The sequence below is a fragment of the Acidovorax sp. NO-1 genome, assembly GCF_000238595.1.
Taxonomy (GTDB): domain Bacteria; phylum Pseudomonadota; class Gammaproteobacteria; order Burkholderiales; family Burkholderiaceae_C; genus Acidovorax.
The window spans coordinates 1-17,618 of sequence record NZ_AGTS01000020.1 but is presented as its reverse complement, the minus strand read 5'-3'; the positions used below and the strand labels follow the sequence as shown (position 1 = coordinate 17,618).

At 65.3% G+C, this 17,618-nt stretch carries 18 protein-coding genes; 3 read left to right on the top strand and 15 right to left on the bottom strand.

Annotated features, from left to right (window positions below):
* Positions 1 to 2: 2 nt before the first annotated feature.
* The 4 genes from KYG_RS02085 to KYG_RS02070 all read right to left on the bottom strand — a co-directional run bounded on the left by KYG_RS02085 (position 3) and on the right by KYG_RS02070 (position 2,583).
* Positions 3 to 521, bottom strand: coding sequence for a hypothetical protein (locus KYG_RS02085; protein ID WP_008903158.1), 519 nt, complete (start codon positions 519 to 521; stop codon positions 3 to 5).
* A 185-nt stretch (positions 522 to 706) separates the two neighbouring features.
* Positions 707 to 1,363 carry an HAD family phosphatase gene (locus KYG_RS02080; RefSeq protein WP_008903157.1) on the bottom strand — a complete coding sequence of 219 codons (657 nt, stop codon included), beginning with the start codon at positions 1,361 to 1,363 and terminating at the stop codon, positions 707 to 709.
* Positions 1,364 to 1,413: 50 nt separating this feature from the next.
* Positions 1,414 to 1,869, bottom strand: a complete 456-nt coding sequence (locus tag KYG_RS02075) for a YchJ family protein (protein ID WP_008903156.1) — start codon at positions 1,867 to 1,869, stop codon at positions 1,414 to 1,416.
* Between the two features lie 15 nt (positions 1,870 to 1,884).
* Positions 1,885 to 2,583, bottom strand: a complete 699-nt coding sequence (locus KYG_RS02070; protein ID WP_008903155.1) for a DUF4197 domain-containing protein — start codon at positions 2,581 to 2,583, stop codon at positions 1,885 to 1,887.
* A 188-nt stretch (positions 2,584 to 2,771) separates the two neighbouring features.
* Here KYG_RS02070 and KYG_RS02065 point away from each other — a divergent pair, with 188 nt between their 5' ends.
* Positions 2,772 to 3,260: a DUF421 domain-containing protein gene (locus tag KYG_RS02065; RefSeq protein ID WP_008903154.1), complete on the top strand. Its 489-nt coding sequence runs from the start codon at positions 2,772 to 2,774 to the stop codon at positions 3,258 to 3,260.
* A 36-nt stretch (positions 3,261 to 3,296) separates the two neighbouring features.
* On the opposite strand, the gene KYG_RS02060 is transcribed toward KYG_RS02065, so the two are convergent.
* Positions 3,297 to 4,085 carry an alpha/beta fold hydrolase gene (locus KYG_RS02060; protein ID WP_034692719.1) on the bottom strand — a complete coding sequence of 263 codons (789 nt, stop codon included), beginning with the start codon at positions 4,083 to 4,085 and terminating at the stop codon, positions 3,297 to 3,299.
* A gap of 215 nt (positions 4,086 to 4,300) precedes the next feature.
* Complete coding sequence (locus KYG_RS02055) at positions 4,301 to 5,353, bottom strand: hypothetical protein (protein ID WP_008903152.1); 1,053 nt, start codon at positions 5,351 to 5,353, stop codon at positions 4,301 to 4,303.
* Positions 5,354 to 5,676: 323 nt separating this feature from the next.
* Here KYG_RS02055 and KYG_RS02050 point away from each other — a divergent pair, with 323 nt between their 5' ends.
* Complete coding sequence (locus KYG_RS02050; protein WP_008903151.1) at positions 5,677 to 6,318, top strand: response regulator transcription factor; 642 nt, start codon at positions 5,677 to 5,679, stop codon at positions 6,316 to 6,318.
* Positions 6,319 to 6,546: 228 nt separating this feature from the next.
* Here the strand turns inward: KYG_RS02050 and KYG_RS02045 are convergent, their stop codons facing one another.
* The 9 genes from KYG_RS02045 to KYG_RS02005 all read right to left on the bottom strand — a co-directional run bounded on the left by KYG_RS02045 (position 6,547) and on the right by KYG_RS02005 (position 16,239).
* Positions 6,547 to 8,319 (bottom strand): hybrid sensor histidine kinase/response regulator, encoded by a 1,773-nt coding sequence (locus KYG_RS02045; RefSeq protein WP_008903150.1) that lies wholly within the window; start codon positions 8,317 to 8,319, stop codon positions 6,547 to 6,549.
* Between the two features lie 46 nt (positions 8,320 to 8,365).
* On the bottom strand, positions 8,366 to 9,496 hold the full coding sequence (locus KYG_RS02040; RefSeq protein WP_008903149.1) for an acyl-CoA dehydrogenase family protein: 1,131 nt from the start codon (positions 9,494 to 9,496) through the stop codon (positions 8,366 to 8,368).
* A gap of 36 nt (positions 9,497 to 9,532) precedes the next feature.
* The gene (locus KYG_RS02035) at positions 9,533 to 10,201 is read right to left on the bottom strand and encodes an SDR family oxidoreductase (RefSeq protein WP_008903148.1); all 669 of its coding nucleotides are present in this window, start codon (positions 10,199 to 10,201) and stop codon (positions 9,533 to 9,535) included.
* A 107-nt stretch (positions 10,202 to 10,308) separates the two neighbouring features.
* On the bottom strand, positions 10,309 to 11,502 hold the full coding sequence (locus tag KYG_RS02030; RefSeq protein WP_008903147.1) for an acetyl-CoA C-acyltransferase: 1,194 nt from the start codon (positions 11,500 to 11,502) through the stop codon (positions 10,309 to 10,311).
* A gap of 48 nt (positions 11,503 to 11,550) precedes the next feature.
* Positions 11,551 to 13,365: a bifunctional isocitrate dehydrogenase kinase/phosphatase gene (gene aceK, locus KYG_RS02025; RefSeq protein WP_008903146.1), complete on the bottom strand. Its 1,815-nt coding sequence runs from the start codon at positions 13,363 to 13,365 to the stop codon at positions 11,551 to 11,553.
* A 43-nt stretch (positions 13,366 to 13,408) separates the two neighbouring features.
* A complete protein-coding gene (can, locus tag KYG_RS02020) occupies positions 13,409 to 14,068 on the bottom strand; it encodes a carbonate dehydratase (protein WP_008903145.1) in 660 nt (219 codons plus the stop codon).
* A gap of 41 nt (positions 14,069 to 14,109) precedes the next feature.
* Positions 14,110 to 15,300: an isovaleryl-CoA dehydrogenase gene (locus tag KYG_RS02015; RefSeq protein WP_008903144.1), complete on the bottom strand. Its 1,191-nt coding sequence runs from the start codon at positions 15,298 to 15,300 to the stop codon at positions 14,110 to 14,112.
* Positions 15,301 to 15,340: 40 nt separating this feature from the next.
* The gene (locus KYG_RS02010; RefSeq protein WP_008903143.1) at positions 15,341 to 15,802 is read right to left on the bottom strand and encodes a PaaI family thioesterase; all 462 of its coding nucleotides are present in this window, start codon (positions 15,800 to 15,802) and stop codon (positions 15,341 to 15,343) included.
* Positions 15,803 to 15,843: 41 nt separating this feature from the next.
* Positions 15,844 to 16,239, bottom strand: coding sequence for a MerR family DNA-binding transcriptional regulator (locus tag KYG_RS02005; RefSeq protein ID WP_008903142.1), 396 nt, complete (start codon positions 16,237 to 16,239; stop codon positions 15,844 to 15,846).
* 124 nt (positions 16,240 to 16,363) lie between these two features.
* Here KYG_RS02005 and KYG_RS02000 point away from each other — a divergent pair, with 124 nt between their 5' ends.
* Entirely contained in the window at positions 16,364 to 17,434 is a 1,071-nt protein-coding gene (locus KYG_RS02000; protein ID WP_034692712.1) for an MBL fold metallo-hydrolase, read from the top strand.
* The last annotated feature ends 184 nt before the right edge of the window (positions 17,435 to 17,618 follow it).

Genomic DNA, 17,618 nt, shown 5'->3' with positions numbered 1-17,618 from the left:
CCTTAACGGCCGTCACGGTCGGAGTCGCCGGGGATGGCGCGCTCTACGGTGTTGCTCACGCGTTGCCAGGCATCCCGCGAGGCGTGCTTGGCGCGCTCCCATTCCAGCGACGAACGCCCGCGGGCGTTGCCCCAGTCGCGGCTCAGATCGGACTCGACATCGTCGAACGAGCGGTTGGGGTAGCGCGAATACGCGTCGAGGCCGTAGCGGTAGGCCGGCTGATAGTCGTCATAGGTGGCGTCGGGGGCGATGTAGGGGCGCGACGTGTAGTTCTCGCGCCAGTAGGTGTCTTCGGCTACCGGGTCCACCTTGACGCTGCGGCCCATCACGGCACCTGCCACGGCGCCCACCACGGCACCCACGGCTGCGCCCACGGGGCCCGTTACGCCGCCCGCCAGTGCGCCGGCCGTGGCGCCACCTGCCACGCCACCCACGGCACCGCCCAGCACGGCACCGGTGCCTGCCTTGGTTTCGGGCTCCAGGTGGGGGTTGTGGGTCATTGCATCGTTGCGATCGCTCATGGTCGTTCCTTTCAGGATGTCCGGGCCGGCCCTTGGAGATGGCGCGCTGCCCGGTATGGGTTGGAAAGCCTTTACCGTAAAGGCGTGCCAGCCCGGCCGGTCGCTGAAACTTCCCATACGCATGCAGGTGCTGGCCTACAGCAGCCCCGACTACCGAAACGCTGAGTTCAACCGCGAGCGCATGCCTAACAACCCAGCAACGCAGGCAATTCGGCCATGCTGCGAAAGACGTGAGATGCACCTGCAGCCCGCAGGGCGCCGTCGCTGCTGTCGTGCGGGGCATAGGCGTACACCGTAGCGCCCGCCGCGACGCCTGCGGTGACGCCGGTGACGGTGTCTTCCACCACTGCGCAGCGCGCGGGCGCGGCCTGCAGGGCGGCTGCGGCAGCCAGATAGACATCGGGCGCAGGCTTGGTGGCGGGCATTTCGTGGCCGCTGAAAACGCGCCCGGCAAAGTAAGGCGCAAGGCCCACCTTGGCCAGCTGCAGCTCGACCTTGAACCGGTCTGCGCCCGAAGCGCAGGCGATGCGCCCGCCGTGGTGCGCATGCACACGCTCGACCGCACCATGGATGTGTTCGATGGCGGTGAGCTGCGCGTGCAGCGCGGCATTGCGGCGCGCGTAGAAGTCGGCCATCCACGCATCGGTGAGCGGGCGGCCTGTGTGGTGCTCGATGCGCGCGGCCTCGCTGCGCACCATCTTGCCGATGAAGATGCGCATGCACTCCTCCGGCGTCAGTGCCCAGCCGGCTTCCTCCAGCATGTCGCGCAACACGCCGTTGGTGATGGGCTCGCTGTCCACCAGCACGCCATCACAATCAAACAAGATTGCTTCAAATTTCATAGCTGTTAGCGCTTACTGGATAAGCGCTAGAGGTCATTTTCATTAAAAATTCAGGGGCTGATGTCGCCACCCACGTACAGCCAGCGGCCATCCTCGCGCACAAAGCGGCTGGTCTCATGCAGGCGCACCGCACGCCCGCCCACGCGGTAGCGCGCGACAAACTCCACCTCGGCCCGGTCTTCCCCCGTGGCGCGGTGGCTGCGCACTTGCAGCCCCAGCCAGCGGGCGCCGGGCTCGAAGTCGAGGGCCGCGGGCCGCGTGCCGGGGTGCCAGGTGGCCTGCAGGTAGTCGGCCCGCTCAGAGACGAAGGCGGTGTAGCGCGAGCGCATGAGGCTTTCGGCATCCGGTGCAGGGGCAGCATCGGCCCCGGGTGCCGGCAGGTAGCGGCCGCAGCAGTGGGCATACGCCAAGGGGGCGGCGCCTTTGCCCTTGCTGCCACCCCGGCCCATGGGCGACAGGCGCCCGCAGGGGCACGGATCAGCGGGCAGGGGCATGGGCATGGGCATGTGCAGCGGCCCCTTTCAACGCAAGGCGCCAAACACCTTGCGCGCGATGGCGCTGCCTGCGGCGGCCGGGTCCTGTCGGATACGGCGCTCTTCCTCGCCAATCATGAAGTACAGGCCGTCCAGCGTCTTGCCGGTCACGTACTGCGCCAGGTTGGCGTCTTCGGCCTTCAGCAGCCCAAAACTCGCGGCCTTGCCCGCGAAGGCGTTGTACTTCTGCGTGAGGCCGACCTTCTCGGTGGCCTGGTTCACCACCGGCAAAAAGCGCTGGCCCAGGGGCTCGCGGGTCTTGTCGGCAAAGAAGGTGGTTACCGAGTTGTCGCCACCGGTGAGGATGTTCTTGGCGTCGGTCACCGTCATTTTCTGCACCGCACCCACCAGCAGGTCTTTGCCCATGGGCACGGCTGCTTCGGCGGCGCGGTTGATGGACACCACCAGCTCATCGATGCGCCGGCCCTGGCCCAGCGACTTCATCACCTTGGCCGTATCGCCCAGGTAGCCGGGCAGACCGATGCGCACCTTGGGGTTGCCCAGAAAACCGTCGTTGCGCCCCAGCAGCGACACCGCCGCCTGCGCGCCCTGGGTGAGCGCGGCCTTGAGGCCGCTGGACGCATCGGCGTTGGTGAGGTCGCCCAGCGACAGAGCCCAGGCGTGTTGTGCGGTGGCGCACAGCAGCGCCCCCGCGAGGCTGGCTTGGTGGAATTGGCGGCGTTGCATGGCGTGCTTCTTTCGGTAGGGCGGCTGTGGGTGCCCGAGATTTTCGCTCAGCCTGGAAACCGCAGGCGAATGCGCCTGTGCGGGCCGTGACCGGCCTGCCAAGCAAGGCATGGCGGTCGCAGCGCAAGCCGGGTGTGCGCGGAGGGCCTAGACTGCCACCATCCGAGCATCCGACAAGGAGCCTTGCAATGTGGCAAATGAGCGTGCCGTGGTGGGAGTTTGTGCTGCGCGGCGTGGTGGTGTATCTGTTTCTGCTGGTGTTCATGCGCCTGTCGGGCAAGCGGCAGACGGGGCAGTACGAGCCGTTTGATCTGATCCTGCTGCTGATCCTGTCCAACGCGGTGCAGAACTCGATGAACGCCGGCGACAACTCGCTGACGGGCGGGCTGATATCGGCCAGCACGCTGCTGCTGCTGCATGTGGTGCTGGCGCGGCTGGCGTTTCACTTCCCGCGCATCGGGCGCTGGGTGGACGGCAAGGCCCAGGTGCTGATCCACCAGGGTGAGCTGAACAAGGTGCTGATGCGCAATGAGCTGCTGACCCAGGACGACGTGGAGGCCGCGCTGCGCTCGGGCGGCTGCCTGCACGCACACGAGGTGGAACGCGCCACCATCGAGACCAACGGGCAGATCACCGTGGTGCTGCGGCCCGCGCACCGGTCGGTGAACGCAACGTGACCACGGCGCGACCGGCCATCACGGGCGCTTGGCGTTTTACAGGCGGGTGAGAAACGCCGCCAATGCCGCATTCACGGGCTCGGGGTGCGTGAGGTTGCTGGCATGCCCGGCGCCGGGCACCACCACCAAGCTCGCGTGCGGCAGACTGTCGGCCATGGCCTGGGCGCGTGGCAGATCAATGGCGTTGTCCTGCTCGCCATGCACCACCAGCGCTGGCACGGTGATGGCGCCCAGGCGGTCGCTGATGTCGTCGCGGCTGGCCAGGGTGGTAAAGCATTGCATCAGGTTGGGCACGGTGAACCCGCGCCACTTTGCCTGCCACTGCGGGGCGCCCGCCCAGCCGTCGCCCAGGATGATGTGGGCCACCACCCCGGCCATTTCGTCGGACAGGCCGTTCTCCAGCCAGTTTTTCATCAGCACCTCATGGCCCGCCATCTTTTCCGGCTGCTCCGGCAGGGCCTGCGTGTTGATGAGCACCAGCGCCCGCACCAGGTCGGGGTGGGTGAGCGCGCAGCGCAGCGACAGGTAGCCGCCCTGCGACATGCCCGCCAGCACGGCCTGGCGCACGCCCAGGTGCCCCAGCAGCGCGGCCAGATCGTTGGCCGAATCGTAGTAGGTGAAGGGGTCGCAGCGCGCGGGGTCGGCCGTCTGCCCATGGCCCCGCTCGTCCCAGGTGATCCAGCGCCAGGTGCCTCGAAGGGCCTCGACCTGCGGCGCGAACATGCTGCCATCCATCAACAACCCGTGCGAAAACACGATGGCCGGGCCCTCACCCCCCGTGTCTTCGTAATACAGCTTCTGGCCATTGACGTGCGCGAAAGGCATGCGGAGCTCCTGAAAAAACAGGCCTCCATCCTTGAACAAGCCCGCCCGCACTGCAACCGGCGCAACCCGCGAAAGGCTGCGCACGAGTCACCCAGGCGTCAGCTGGCAGGTGTCGGCAGGCGCGCCACCCGCCAGCAGGCGGGGCCCACAGCCTCCCGCGCACGTGAGCGGGCACTGCCTGCCCCGCGGCAGAGCCGGGGGCTTCCCTTTGTCGGCTAGTCCTTCACGTAGCACGTCTTGTTGGGGATGATCAAATCCACGTAGCTCTCCACGCCCGCAGCGGTGGGGAACACCGTGGGGTTCTGGTCCGACATCAGGCACAGGCGTGGACCCTTGCGCGCCCACACCACGCGGTCGGTGCGGCCGTTGGGCTGGTTCCAGGCGCCCCAGAAGGCATTCAGCGTGGCAGTGCTGCCGGTGCGGTCAAACACAAAGCTACCCAGATCCGTGGTCGGGCCGCCCACTGTGGCAGTGCCGGTGCACTGTGCGTTGGCGTAGGCGGCAAAGGTCATAACGGCCGTGGCGCGCGTTTCGCTTTGGCGGGTAATGCGCCACACGTTGCGCCCCCATGTGCCCGGACGGGCCTGTACACAAAGCTCCTGCTTCCACTCGCCTTCGGGCAGACCGGCTGCAGCGGTGGCGCAGCGCACTTCCACCGTGGTCACGTGGCCCGAAGCGACTGTGCCCGTGCCGTTGGCCACCGTGCAGCTCTGGCCGGCGGGCTGGGTGCGCACAGTGACGGCATAGGCCGTGCCGCCGGCCTGCGCCGTGGCAAAGGTGAAGCCGCCGTTGGCCCCCACGGCCAGGTCGTCGCGCCCGTTGTTCTGCAGCACCAGGCCGGTGCCGGACAGGCCCGTGACCGAGCCCCCCACGGTGAAGGTGGCGGCGGCCAGGTTTTCGCAGCGCACCTGCACATCGCGCACATTGGCCGTGGCGGTACCCGTGCCCTGCGACACGGCGCAGCGCTGGCCCGCTGGCTGGTTCTTGATGGTGACGGCGTAGCGCACGCCGTGGTCCAGCCGGGTGGAGAACTCAAAACTGCCGTTGGCGCTGAGCTGCAGATCGTTTTCGGCGTTGTTTTGCAGCTTCACGGTACGGCCGGCGGCCAGGCCGCTGAGGGCGCCGCCTACGGTGTAGGCGCCCACCACAGGGGGCGCTGTGCCATCGTCATCACCACCGCCGCAGGCGGCCAGCATGGCAAGGGCCATCGCGGCAGGCGCTGCGCGCAGGGCGGCGTGGCGTGGGCGTGTGGAGAGGGTGGGGGTCATGGGCAGAAAACTCCTTGAAGACATGCGAGGGATGGTCAAAAGAGGCACAGCGGGTTGTCCCGGCTGGCCCCATGGACCGATGCGGAAAAGACGGCGGATTCTGTGCAGCGCTTGCTGCAGCGCGGAACCCTACCGAGGTAGGGTTTGCGCGTGCGGCACCACTGCGCACACTTGGCAGAATCCGCGCATGGCGAGGACGCCCTACCCTGGCCGCCCGCCACGGCGCATTCCGAGGTCGGTGCCGCCTTCATGCCCGACTCCTCCCGCTCTCCCGTCCTCCCGTCCTCCCGCTTTTTTCCTGCTTGTCCGCACGCCTGCCGCCCATGTCTGCCTATGCCCTCATCCTCGACGACCACCCCCTGGTGGCCCGTGGCGTGGCCGAGTTCCTGCGCGCGCGCCTGCCGCAGCTGGAGGTGGTGGTGGCAGGTGGCGCGGACGACCTTCTGCGCTGGGTGGACGAGCGGGGCACGCCGGCGATAGCGCTGATCGACTTCTGGCTGGCGGAAGGCGCTGCGGTGAGCCTCGTAGCGCAGGTGCGCAGCCTGTGTCCCGGCACGCCCATCGCCGTGATCAGCGGCGACGATGACCCGGCCGTGATGCAACAGGCCAGGCAGGCCGGCGCGCACGGCTTCATCCACAAGCAGGCGGCGCCGGAAACGTTTGGCGTGGCGGTGGAAGCCCTGCTGAGCGGGCAAACCTGGTTTGCGCCGGGCCCGCTGGGCAACCAGCCGCCGCGCAACCGCGACCTGCCGGTGACCCCGGCCGAGCTGGGGTTGTCCGCCCGGCAGGGCGAGATCCTCGCGCTGGTGCTGCAAGGGCTGCCCAACAAGCGCATCGCCTTGCAGCTCAACATCGCCGAGAGCACTGTGAAGGAGCACGTCACGGGCATTCTGGAGCGGCTGCGCGTGCGCACGCGGGTCGAGGCCATCACCCTGCTGCGCGGGCGGCGGCTGGAACTGTCGTGATACGCCTTGCCCGCACGGTGGTGCGCCGCAGCTGCGCGCTTTACCAACTCAGCCGTTGTCGCGACACGGCGCACCTACCTGGCCGCACTGGCGAACGCAGCCTTCGCGCAAGCCGGTGAACACTAGCGACCTGCACGCCGCGCTGGCACAGTGGCGCAAGAAAAAGTAGCCACAAAAGTCGCCAAATCGCTTTACCAGCAAGCGTAAAGCGCTATATTTTAAATAGCATCATGCACCTTCGCACAACCACTGCCGCAACAGGGCATGCAGTTGCTCCGGCGCCACCGGTTTGCGCAGCACCAGATAGCCTTCCTCCTCGGCCTGGCGCAGCGCGGGCGAATCCCACTCGCCGCTCACCATGGCCAGTGCTGCGTCTGGGCACAGCGCCTCCAGCCGCTGGAGCAAGGCGAACCCGCTTTCGCCCGAGCGCAGCCGCTGGTCGCACAGGATGGCCTGGGGTGCAAAGCCCTGTGCCAGCAGGTCCAGTGCCTCTGCGCCATCGGCAGCGCAGCGCACCTGCACGCCCCAGTCCTGCAGCAGCTGCTGCCAGCCTGCGGTCGCTTGGGGGTCGTCCTCCACCACCAGGCAGCGGCCGTGCAGGCTGCCCTGCGGCGCCGAAGCGGGGGCGGCGGCACGGGGGGCTTCGCCTGCTGCGGCACTGCGCAGCCGCAGCCAGAAGCGCGAGCCCCGCCCCAGGCGCGACGCCAGGCCCAGGGGCGCCTCCATCAGCTCGGCACAGCGCGCCACCACGGCCAGGCCCAGGCCATAGCCAACGTCGTCCGCATCGTCCGCCGCGCGCGGGGCGGTGTGGCTTTGGGCGAAGGGCGAGAAGATGCGCTCGCGCTCCTCATCGGCCACGCCGGGGCCGGTGTCCCACACCTCCACCTGCCAGTGCCCGGCGCGGCGGCGCACTGCCAGCAGCACGCCGCCGTGCTGCGTGTAGCGCAGCGCGTTGTGCACCAGGTTGACCACGCATTGGCGCAGCAGCATGGGGTCGGCCTGCACCCGCGTGCCGGCAGGCGGCAGGCGCAGGCGCAGCGCCAGCCCCCGCGCGCGTGCCGATTCGCCCAGCAGTGTGGTCACCTCGTGCAGCAGCGGCGCCAGCGCAACGGGTTGCAGGCGCGCCTGCACAGCGCCGGCTTCGATGCGCGACAGATCCAGCAGCGCGTTGCACATCCACTGCAGCGACTGCACGCCCTGGCGCAGGTCCTGCAGCGTGCCAGCCAGCGCCGCGTCGCGGTTGCGCAGCGCTACGGATTCGGCCAGCAGCCCCACAGCATGCACGGGCTGGCGCAGGTCGTGGCTGGCGGTGGCGAGGAACTGGTTCTTGACGGAAAGTGCCTGTTCGGCCTCGCTCTTGGCGGCGCGGAAGCGTTCGCTCAGCTCGACATTGCGCACGAAGAACTGGTGGCTAATCCGCGCATTGCGAAAGAAAACTGCAAAGAGCAGGTACATGGGCAGCAGATACAACCAGTGCTCCGGAAAAACGTACGGCACCGACAGCAGCGTGACGGCGAACCCGGACAAAAAGAAACCCTGGTAAACCGCCAGCACCGCCGACTGGTGAGTGGCATTGGCGGCAAGCACCATCATGGCTCCGCTGAGGAATGCCATGCGCATTTCGAAGGGAGCGCCAGGCCCTGCGCAGGCCGCCACGCTCATCAGCAAAGCACCGTACACCGCCGCCAGAGCCGGCACGCGCCGCAGCCAAATCGCCAGCAGCGCAGCATCGCCCGTGTGGGCCAGCCGCGGTCTGTCACGCTGCCACAGCCGCCAAACGTACCAGGCTACGCCTGCGAGGGACAGGGCGGCCACCCACCACAGCGTAATGCTCTGTGGCCACAGCCCCAGGGCCCCAAGCCATGCCGAGCCGGGCAAACCGAGCACCGGCATGATGAGACAGCCGTTGCGAACGCGCAGGAAGGCGGTGTCCAGCAGCTGCAGCCGGGCGTCCGGAGGCAGCGCAGACCAGGAGGGGACAGGCTCGGTAGGGGTGCTCATGCGGGCGATATTCGCATGGGCAGGCCTGCCCCTGAAGGTTGAACGGCTACGCCAGCGCGCGCTGGATGATGATCTTCTGCACGTCGCTCGTGCCTTCGTAAATCTGGCACACACGCACATCGCGGTAGATGCGTTCGACCGGGAAGTCGTTGACCACTCCGTAGCCGCCCAGCGTCTGGATGGCGGCGCTGCACACCTGCTCGGCCATCTCGCTGGCAAACAGCTTGGCCATGGCGGCTTCTTTCAGGCAGGGCTTGCCCGCGTCGCGCAGCGCGGCAGCGTGCCAGATGAGCTGGCGCGCGGCTTCGATCTGCGTGGCGCAGTCGGCCAGGCGAAAGCCCACGGCCTGGTGGTTGAAGATGGCGGTGCCAAAGCTCTCGCGCTCCTTCGAATACGCCAGCGCCGCATCAAATGCGCTGCGCGCCATGCCCACGCTTTGCGCGGCAATGCCAATGCGACCGCCTTCGAGCGCGCCCAGGGCGATCTTGTAGCCCTCGCCCTCGGCGCCGATCAGATTCTCGGCCGGAACGCGGCAGTTGTCGAAATTGATCTGCGCCGTGTCGCTGCTGTGCTGGCCCAGTTTGTCTTCCAGCCGTGCCACCACGTAGCCGGGGTTGCTGGTGGGCACGAGGAAGGCGCTCATGCCCTTTTTGCCCGCGCCCTTGTCGGTGACGGCGATCACGATGGCCACCTGGCCATTCTTGCCGCTGGTGATGAACTGCTTGACGCCGTTGATCACGTATTCGTCGCCCTGCTTCACGGCCGTGGTTCGCAGTGCGGAGGCGTCGGAGCCCACATGCGGCTCGGTCAGGCAGAAGGCGCCCAGCATTTCGCCGCGCGCCAGCGGCGTGAGCCAGTCGCGCTTTTGCTGTGCATTGCCGTAGCGCATGAGGATGGCGTTGACGGGGCAGTTGGTCACGGAAATCGCCGTGCTGGTGCCGCCATCACCGGCAGCAATCTCTTCGAGCACCAGCGCGAGCGTGAGGTAGTCGAGATTGGCGCCGCCAAACTCTTCGGGCACGCAGATGCCGTAGGCGCCCAAGGCGGCCAGACCCTGATGGGCCTCCTTGGGGAAATGGTGTTCCTTGTCCCAGCGCGCGGCGTTGGGCCACAGCTCGGTCTGGGCAAAGTCGCGCACGGCGTCGCGGATCATTTCCTGGTCTTGGGTCAGCAGCATGGGGTGTCTCCGGAAGTCGTTGTTCGTTGAAAGGAATTACCAGTGCGCAGCCCGACGGCCATCGTGGTGCAGCAGGCGGCCCTTGTCGGCCGGGGTCAGGCCCGCCACCGTGCTGCGCAGGCCGCGCACACTGTCTTCCACCGTGAGCGGGGCGCTGTCGCCGCCCATGTCGGTCTGCACCCAGCCGGGGTCGATGGTGACCAGCGTGGCGCCGGGGTAGTCGTGCTGCGCGGCGGCCACGGCCATATTGAGCGCAGCCTTGCTGGTGCGGTACAGCCAGGAGCCGCTGTTCGGCACGCTGCTGATCTGCGACATGGAGGACGAGATGAACGCAAACACCCCGCCCGCATCCGCCACCAGCGGCGCCACCTGCGGGATGGCCTGCATCGCGCCGAGCACATTGGTGTGCATGACGGCATCGAAGTCCTGCTGCGTGGGCGGCGTGAGCGCGTTGGGCCGGCGGATCACCCCGGCCACGTACCAGGCGATGTCGATTTTCTCGCCATCGAGCTGCCAGGCGAGGCCACTGATGCTGGCAGGGTTGGCCACATCGACGGTAAGCGCCTCGGCGCCCAGGGCCAGCACGCGCTCGCGGCCTGCGTCGTCGCGCACGGTGGCGATCACGCGGCGGCCGGCTTCGGTGTACTGGCGCACCAGCTCCAGGCCAATGCCGCGGGACGCGCCGATGACAAGTATGGAGTTCATTTTCAAGCCAAATCAGCCTCTAGCGCTTATCAGATAAGCGCGAGCAGCTATAAAAACAGAAGCATTCAAGCATCTGCACAACCACCCGGCAATGCCGGGTGGGGCGATCACACCAGTTCGAGCGCCACGGCCGTGGCCTCGCCGCCGCCAATGCACAGCGTGGCCAGGCCCTTGGTCAGGCCGCGGGCCTTGAGCGCGTACATCAGCGTGACCATGATGCGTGCACCGCTGGCGCCAATGGGGTGGCCCAGCGCACAGGCGCCGCCGTTCACGTTGACCTTGTCGTGGGGCAAGTCCAGCTCCTTCATCAGCGCCATGGGCACCACGGCGAAGGCTTCGTTGATCTCCCACAGCTGTACGTCGCCCACTTGCCAGCCGGCCTTGGCCAGCGCCTTCTGCGTGGCACCCAGCGGAGCAGTGGCAAACCATTCGGGTTCTTGCGCGTGGGTGGCGTGGCTCACGATGCGGGCCAGCGGCTTGGCGCCCAGCTTCTTGGCGGTGGACTCGCGCATCATCACCAGCGCGGCAGCGCCGTCGTTGATGCTGGAGCTGGAGGCGGCAGTGATGGTGCCGTCCTTCTTGAAGGCGGGCTTCAAGGTGGCGATCTTTTCGAGCTTGACCTTGCCGGGGCCTTCGTCCACCGACACCACGGTTTCGCCTGCACGGGTCTTGACGGTGACGGGCACGATCTCGGCCGCAAAAGCGCCCGACTCGGTGGCCGCCTTGGCGCGCTGCACGCTGGCGGTGGCAAACGCGTCTTGCTGTTCGCGCGTGAACTGGTACTTGGCGGCGCAATCTTCGCCAAAGGTGCCCATGCTGCGGCCGGCTTCGTAGGCGTCTTCGAGGCCGTCGAGCATCATGTGGTCGAAGATGCGGTCGTGACCCAGACGGTAGCCGCCGCGGCCTTTTTGCAGCAGGTAGGGGGCGTTGGTCATGCTTTCCATGCCGCCCGCCACCATTACGTCGTGCGTGCCGGCCAGCAGCATGTCGTGCGCCATCATCGCGGCCTTCATGCCCGAGCCGCACATCTTGCTGAGCGTGACGGCACCAGCGCCCTTGGGGAGGCCGCCCTTGAACGCTGCCTGGCGTGCGGGTGCCTGGCCCTGCCCTGCCATCAGGCAGTTGCCGAACAGCACTTCGCCCACGGCGTCGGGCGACACACCGGCGCGCTCGACGGCGGCCTTGATGGCAGCGCCGCCCAGGTCGTGTGCAGCCAGGCTGGAGAAATCGCCCTGCAGCGAACCCATGGGGGTGCGTGCGGCGCCGACGATGACGATGGGGTCTTGCTGGGATGTGGACATGGTGTTGGTCTCCTGAGAAAGGGGTCAGATGAAAAAAGCGGGGTGGAATCAAAGCGCCTGACTGGCGGGTGCTGCGTGCGCAAAGCGCCGGTCTGCGTCGTAAGGGAACACGTCAAACATGTGCCCCGCACGAATGCGCTCCTGGTGCGACTGCCAGAAGGCGGCATCGAGCAGGTCGGCGTGGTGCTGCATGAACACCTCGCGCACGGCGTCGTTGCCGAGCAGGAAGGGGCCAAAGGTTTCAGGAAAGACATCGCGCGGGCCCACGGCGTACCAGACCTCGCCGCTCATTTCTTCCTCTTCATTGCGGGGCGCGGGCACGCGGCGGAAGTTGCAGTCGGTGAGGTACTCGATCTCGTCGTAGTCGTAGAACACGACCTTGCCGTTACGCGTGACGCCAAAGTTCTTCCACAGCATGTCGCCGGGGAAGATGTTGGCGGCCACGAGGTCCTTGATGGCGTTGCCGTATTCGATCACGCTGCGCTCGACCTGCTGGCGTGCGCGCGGGTCGGAAAGGCCGGTGTCGAACGCCTCCTGCAGGTAGATGTTGAGCGGGATCATTCGCCGCTCGATGTACAGGTGCTTGATGATGACCTCGGTCTGGCCGTCGCCGTCGCGGTCGCTGATTTCGAGCTGGCTGGGTGCGAACTTCTCGATCTCGGCGATCAGTGTGTCGTCAAAGCGGTCACGCGGGAAGGCCACCTCGCTGTACTCGAGCGTGTCGGCCATGCGGCCCACACGGTCGTGCTGCTTGACCAGCAAGTACTTCGCTTTGATCTGCTCGCGCGTGGTTTCCTTTTGCGGCGGGAAGTAGTCCTTGATGAGCTTGAACACGAAGGGAAAGCTTGGCAGGTCGAACACCAGCATCACCATGCCCTTGATGCCCGGCGCAATGCGGAACTTGTCGCTGGAATGCTTCAGGTGATACAAAAAATCGCGGTAGAACAGCGTCTTGCCCTGCTTGGCCAGGCCCAGGGCGTTGTAGATCTCGGCGCGCGGCTTGCGCGGCATGAGGCTGCGAAGGAACTGCACGTAGGCGCTGGGGATTTCCATGTCCACCATGAAGTACGCGCGTGCAAAGCTGAACAGCATCTGCATGTCGTCTTCACCAAACAGCGCGGCGTCGATATATAGCTTGCCGCTGTCGTCATGCAGGACGGGCAGGGCAAACGGCACCTCGTTGAAGCCGTTGATGATCTTGCCCACCACGTAAGCGCCCTTGTTGCGAAAAAACAGGCTGGTGAGCACCTGCACCTGGAAATTGGTGCGCAGCTTGACCTTGTCGAGCCGGCTGCGCATGGCGGCCACCACACAGGCGGTGTCACGCGAGAGGTCAGCGAATTCGCGCTGGAGCTGGAAGTTCTCGATGATGGTCCGGAAGGTGTCGCCCAGCGTGTCGCGCGTGGGGTAGTAGGCGCGGTAGGTGGGGCGCGCGGCGGGCTCTTCGTTCTCGATGTATTCGGTGCTGACCGCAGGCCGCACAAAGATGAAGTCGTTGTGAAAGTGCGTGCGGTGCAGGATCTTGGTGGTGACCGAATTGAAAAAGGTCTCGGCCAGCTCGGGCTGGTGGTGGTTGACCAAGAGGCCGATGTAATGCAGCTTGACCTGGTGCCACACGTCCATGGGCTGTTCCCCTGCACCGAATTCTTTTTCCAACCTGCGCACGCACTCCTTGACACGCAGGTCGTAGAACTCGATGCGCTCGCGCTGTGCCCGCTGCTGGCCATGCCAGTCGGCGGTTTCGAAGCGGTGTTTGGCCCGCGCGGATTCGGTGCGGAACAACCGGTAGTGCCGATTGAAACCATCCATCATGGCCTTGGCGATGCCATAGGCATGGGGGGCATCCAGGCGTTGCGGGAACATGGGGCTTCGCGACTGGCGCAGCGCGGGGTGGTGTACCGGCAGGCTACTTGCGCTTGACGGCGGCCACGCCGGCAATGGCGGCCTTGTAGTGCGCCTCCAGGCCTTCGGTGCTGTCCACAGACATGTGCAGATTGTTGATCAGGCCGTCCTTGAGGCCATAGCACCAGCCGTGTAGCGTGACTTTTTGGCCTCGGCCCCAGGCATCGAGCATGACGGTGCTCTGGGCCACGTTCACCACCTGCTCGATGGCGTTGAGCTCGCACAGCACGTCGTGACGCCACTGCGGTTCGATCGAGGCAATCAGGTCGCGGTGGCGGTCCCGAACGTCCGACACGTGGCGGATCCAATTGTCGGCCAGACCGACGCGAATGCCCTCCAGCCCAGCCAGCACGCCGCCGCAGCCATAGTGCCCCACCACCATCAGGTGCTCCACACGAAGCTGGTCCACCGCATACTGAATGGTGGACAGGCAGTTCAGGTCTGTCGGAACCACCACGTTGGCCACATTGCGGTGCACGAACACTTCACCAGGTTCCAGCCCGGTGATCTGGTTGGCAGGCACGCGGCTGTCCGAGCAGCCAATCCACATGTATTTCGGTTTTTGCTGGGCCAGCAGCCCGGTGAAAAATCCCGGCCGCTCGCGCTCCATCTGCGCGGCCCAGGCACGGTTGTGAACAAAGAGATCTTCGACGGATGTGGGCATGTTGTCCTCAGGGTGTCAGCGGATGTGGGGGCATTGAACGGTCAGCAGGTTTCTGCAAACAGTTCTCGTCCGATCAACATCCGGCGGATTTCGCTGGTGCCTGCGCCAATCTCGTACAGCTTGGCGTCGCGCCAGAGGCGGCCCAGCGGGTATTCGTTGATGTAGCCGTTGCCACCGTAGATCTGCACGCCTTCGCCGGCCATCCAGGTGGCCTTTTCGGCGCACCACAGGATCACGCTGGCGCAGTCCTTGCGCACCTGGCGCACATGGTCGGTGCCGAGCATGTCGAGGTTCTTGGCCACGGTGTAGGCAAACGAGCGGCCTGCCTGCAGAACGGTGTACATGTCGGCCACCTTGCCCTGAATGAGCTGAAATTCACCAATGCTCTGGCCGAACTGCTTGCGGTCGTGAATGTAGGGGATCACGTTGTCCATCACCGACTGCATGATGCCCAGCGGGCCGCCGGTGAGCACCGCGCGCTCGTAGTCGAGGCCACTCATCAGCACCTTGGCACCACTGTTCACGCCACCCAGCACGTTCTCTGCGGGCACTTCCACGTCCTGGAACACCAGCTCGCCCGTGTGGCTGCCGCGCATGCCGAGCTTGTCGAGCTTTTGCGCGATGGAAAAGCCCTTCATGCCCTTCTCGATGAGGAAGGCCGTCACGCCACGCGCGCCCAGGTCGGGTTCAGTTTTCGCATACACCACCAGGGTGTCCGCATCCGGACCATTGGTGATCCACATCTTGCTGCCGTTGAGCAGGTAGTAACCGCCTTTGTCCTCGGCCTTGAGCTTCATGCTGATCACGTCGGAGCCAGCACCCGGTTCGCTCATGGCCAGCGCGCCCACGTGTTCGCCGCTGATGAGCTTGGGCAGGTACTTGGCCTTCTGCGCCTCATTGCCATTGCGGTTGATCTGGTTCACGCACAGGTTGCTGTGCGCGCCGTACGAGAGGCCCACCGAGGCGCTGGCACGCGAGATTTCTTCCATGGCCACCATGTGGGCCAAGTAGCCCATGGCGGCACCGCCGTATTGCTCGGGCACCGTGATGCCGAGCACACCCAGATCGCCCATCTTGCGCCACAGGTCCATGGGGAACTGGTCAGTTCTGTCGATTTCTGCGGCGCGCGGCGCAATTTCAGCTTGTGCGAAGTCGCGAACGGCATCGCGCAGGGCGTCTATGTCTTCGCCCAGCTGGAAATTGAGGCCTGGCAGGTTGGAAGGAATGCTCATGGTGAATGTCTCCTCGGTACGGGAAAAATGACAGGCTGTCTCAGCCCTTGATGGTGTCGCGCCCGGTGACTGCCATGAGTGTGCACCCCATGGTAGCGACCAGTTTTTCTTGGTGGTTGTCGATGGCGAAGGCTCGGCCCTCACACACTGTGATGGTGCGGCCGGGCTTGAGCACCCGCCCCTCCATCCGGAAATGCTGGCCCTTGGCCGGCGCCAGCAGGTTGATCTTGAATTCGATGGTGAGGACGGCCGCGTCTTCGCCCATCAGCGTAAAACCGGCATAGCCACAGGCCGAATCCAGCGCAGTGGCGACCATGCCCGCATGCAGGAAACCGTGCTGCTGCGTAAGCCCGGCGCTCCAGGGCAGCTCAATGTCTACCGCCCCTGGTGCCACCACACCCAGCACGGCACCCAGGGTCTTCATCGCCCCTTGGTGTGCAAAACTGTCACGCACGCGCTCCGCGAAGTTCGCACAGCGAGGTTCGAAAAGCGGCAGGCTCACGGCGTTTCCTTATTTACGTTTACGTAAACGTCAATTATGAATCATTTTCGGCTTTCGACCTTGGCCAGGAGAGCGCGAGCCTCCTCCTCATGCTCTTGCACCTCGGCCAGATTGGCCTTGAGGTCTGCAAGCTGGTCTTCCAGTTGCCTGCGGTGCACCACCAGAACATCAAGGAACTTGCGCAATTGCACGCCGGTGTCGCGCGGGCTGTCGTAGAGATCAATGATCTCCCTGGCTTCGGTGAGCGACAGGCCCAGCCGCTTGGCCCGAAGCGTCAGCCGCAGGCGGGTGCGGTCCCTCGCGCTGTAGACACGGTTTCTCCCGGCGGGCCCCGTTCGCTCGGGCTGCAGCAAACCCATGTCCTCGTAGAAACGAATGGCGCGCGTCGTGAGATCAAACTCTTTGGCAAGATCGCTGATGGTGTAGGTGTTGGCCATGGTGTGGGGTGCAAGCGGAGAGTGGGGTGCGCACCGGCGACAGTGACTGGCGCTTGCCTCTCTACAATGTGCTGCGTCTATGACGTTAACGTTAACGTCAATGCTAACCCATCGGATCGTCCACATGAATCCACTTGAACACGAGATCCACTACCCATTGGGCGATACGCTGCCGGCGGAAGGTGGAACGGTTGATGTCGCCCCGGGTGTCCGGTGGATACGTATGGGGCTGCCCTTTGCCCTGGATCACATCAACCTGTGGCTCTTGCGCGACCGTCAGCCCGACGCAAACGGCGTAGCGGTGGACGGCTGGTCGGTGGTGGACTGCTGCATCGACAGCGCAGCCACCCGCGCGCAGTGGGAAAAGATCTTCGCTACGAGCCTGGGGGGACTGCCGATCTTGCGGGTCATCGTGACCCACATGCATCCTGACCACATCGGTCTGGCGCACTGGTTGTGTTCTCTCTGGAATGTGCGCTTATGGATCAGTGCCACCGACTATAACGTGGCACGCACAGCCGTCTATGACCCCCATGGTTTCGGAGGGGAGGCGGGAGCAGGCTTCTACGCTTTGCACGGTGCAACGGATGCCGCCTTTCTGTCCCATGTGCGCGGTCGGGCGTCCTACTTTCCTACACTGGTCCCAGCTCTCCCGCCGTGCTATCGCAGAATCATGGATGGCGACATGCTCGACATTGGCGGCCGTGCCTGGCGCTGCATCAGCGGATATGGGCACGCGCCCGAGCACATGGCGCTCTATAGCGAGGAATTGGGAGTTCTTCTCAGTGGAGACATGGTGCTCCCGCGGATTTCCACCAATGTCAGCGTCCACGCGAGCGAACCCGAGGGCAATCCACTGCGTCTATTCCTGACGTCGTTGCAACGATATCTTGAATTGCCGACTGAGACCCTGGTTCTCCCGTCTCACGGAAAGCCCTTCACGGGGCTTGCCGCGCGCATCGCCCAACTTGAACGCCACCATCAAGATCGACTGGCTGACATCCTGCAGGCAGCCCAGTTGCGTTCACTCAGCGCAGCCGATATCCTGCCGATCCTGTTTCAGCGCACTTTAGACACACACCAGATGACGTTTGCGATGGGCGAAGCTTTGGCCCATTTGCACTATTTGTGGTTTACGGGTGAGTTGGAACGGGTATCGGGTGCAGATGGCGTTCTGCAATTCAAGGCATATTGATATCGCACTCACCGGACGCATCACGCGAAGGCCATTTGGCCTGACTTGCTTGCGGATGCTCTCCCGGTTCTCGTCAGGCCGACCCATTTGACCACTGCATGTTTTCTGTTGCTCTGGACGCCGAGGCTTTGTACCCCTGGGCACTAGCGTTGTGGCGAGAAGAACGGAACGGAATTTATTGTTG

Excerpts from the sequence above, each read along its gene's own strand:
- KYG_RS02085 (WP_008903158.1), bottom strand. The coding sequence starts at position 521 with ATGAGCGATCGCAACGATGCAATGACCCACAACCCCCACCTGGAGCCC.
- KYG_RS02080 (WP_008903157.1), bottom strand. The coding sequence starts at position 1,363 with ATGAAATTTGAAGCAATCTTGTTTGATTGTGATGGCGTGCTGGTGGAC.
- KYG_RS02075 (WP_008903156.1), bottom strand. The coding sequence starts at position 1,869 with ATGCCCATGCCCATGCCCCTGCCCGCTGATCCGTGCCCCTGCGGGCGC.
- KYG_RS02070 (WP_008903155.1), bottom strand. The coding sequence starts at position 2,583 with ATGCAACGCCGCCAATTCCACCAAGCCAGCCTCGCGGGGGCGCTGCTG.
- KYG_RS02065 (WP_008903154.1), top strand. The coding sequence starts at position 2,772 with ATGTGGCAAATGAGCGTGCCGTGGTGGGAGTTTGTGCTGCGCGGCGTG.
- KYG_RS02060 (WP_034692719.1), bottom strand. The coding sequence starts at position 4,085 with ATGCCTTTCGCGCACGTCAATGGCCAGAAGCTGTATTACGAAGACACG.
- KYG_RS02055 (WP_008903152.1), bottom strand. The coding sequence starts at position 5,353 with ATGACCCCCACCCTCTCCACACGCCCACGCCACGCCGCCCTGCGCGCA.
- KYG_RS02050 (WP_008903151.1), top strand. The coding sequence starts at position 5,677 with ATGTCTGCCTATGCCCTCATCCTCGACGACCACCCCCTGGTGGCCCGT.
- KYG_RS02045 (WP_008903150.1), bottom strand. The coding sequence starts at position 8,319 with ATGAGCACCCCTACCGAGCCTGTCCCCTCCTGGTCTGCGCTGCCTCCG.
- KYG_RS02040 (WP_008903149.1), bottom strand. The coding sequence starts at position 9,496 with ATGCTGCTGACCCAAGACCAGGAAATGATCCGCGACGCCGTGCGCGAC.
- KYG_RS02035 (WP_008903148.1), bottom strand. The coding sequence starts at position 10,201 with ATGAACTCCATACTTGTCATCGGCGCGTCCCGCGGCATTGGCCTGGAG.
- KYG_RS02030 (WP_008903147.1), bottom strand. The coding sequence starts at position 11,502 with ATGTCCACATCCCAGCAAGACCCCATCGTCATCGTCGGCGCCGCACGC.
- aceK (WP_008903146.1), bottom strand. The coding sequence starts at position 13,365 with ATGTTCCCGCAACGCCTGGATGCCCCCCATGCCTATGGCATCGCCAAG.
- can (WP_008903145.1), bottom strand. The coding sequence starts at position 14,068 with ATGCCCACATCCGTCGAAGATCTCTTTGTTCACAACCGTGCCTGGGCC.
- KYG_RS02015 (WP_008903144.1), bottom strand. The coding sequence starts at position 15,300 with ATGAGCATTCCTTCCAACCTGCCAGGCCTCAATTTCCAGCTGGGCGAA.
- KYG_RS02005 (WP_008903142.1), bottom strand. The coding sequence starts at position 16,239 with ATGGCCAACACCTACACCATCAGCGATCTTGCCAAAGAGTTTGATCTC.
- KYG_RS02000 (WP_034692712.1), top strand. The coding sequence starts at position 16,364 with ATGAATCCACTTGAACACGAGATCCACTACCCATTGGGCGATACGCTG.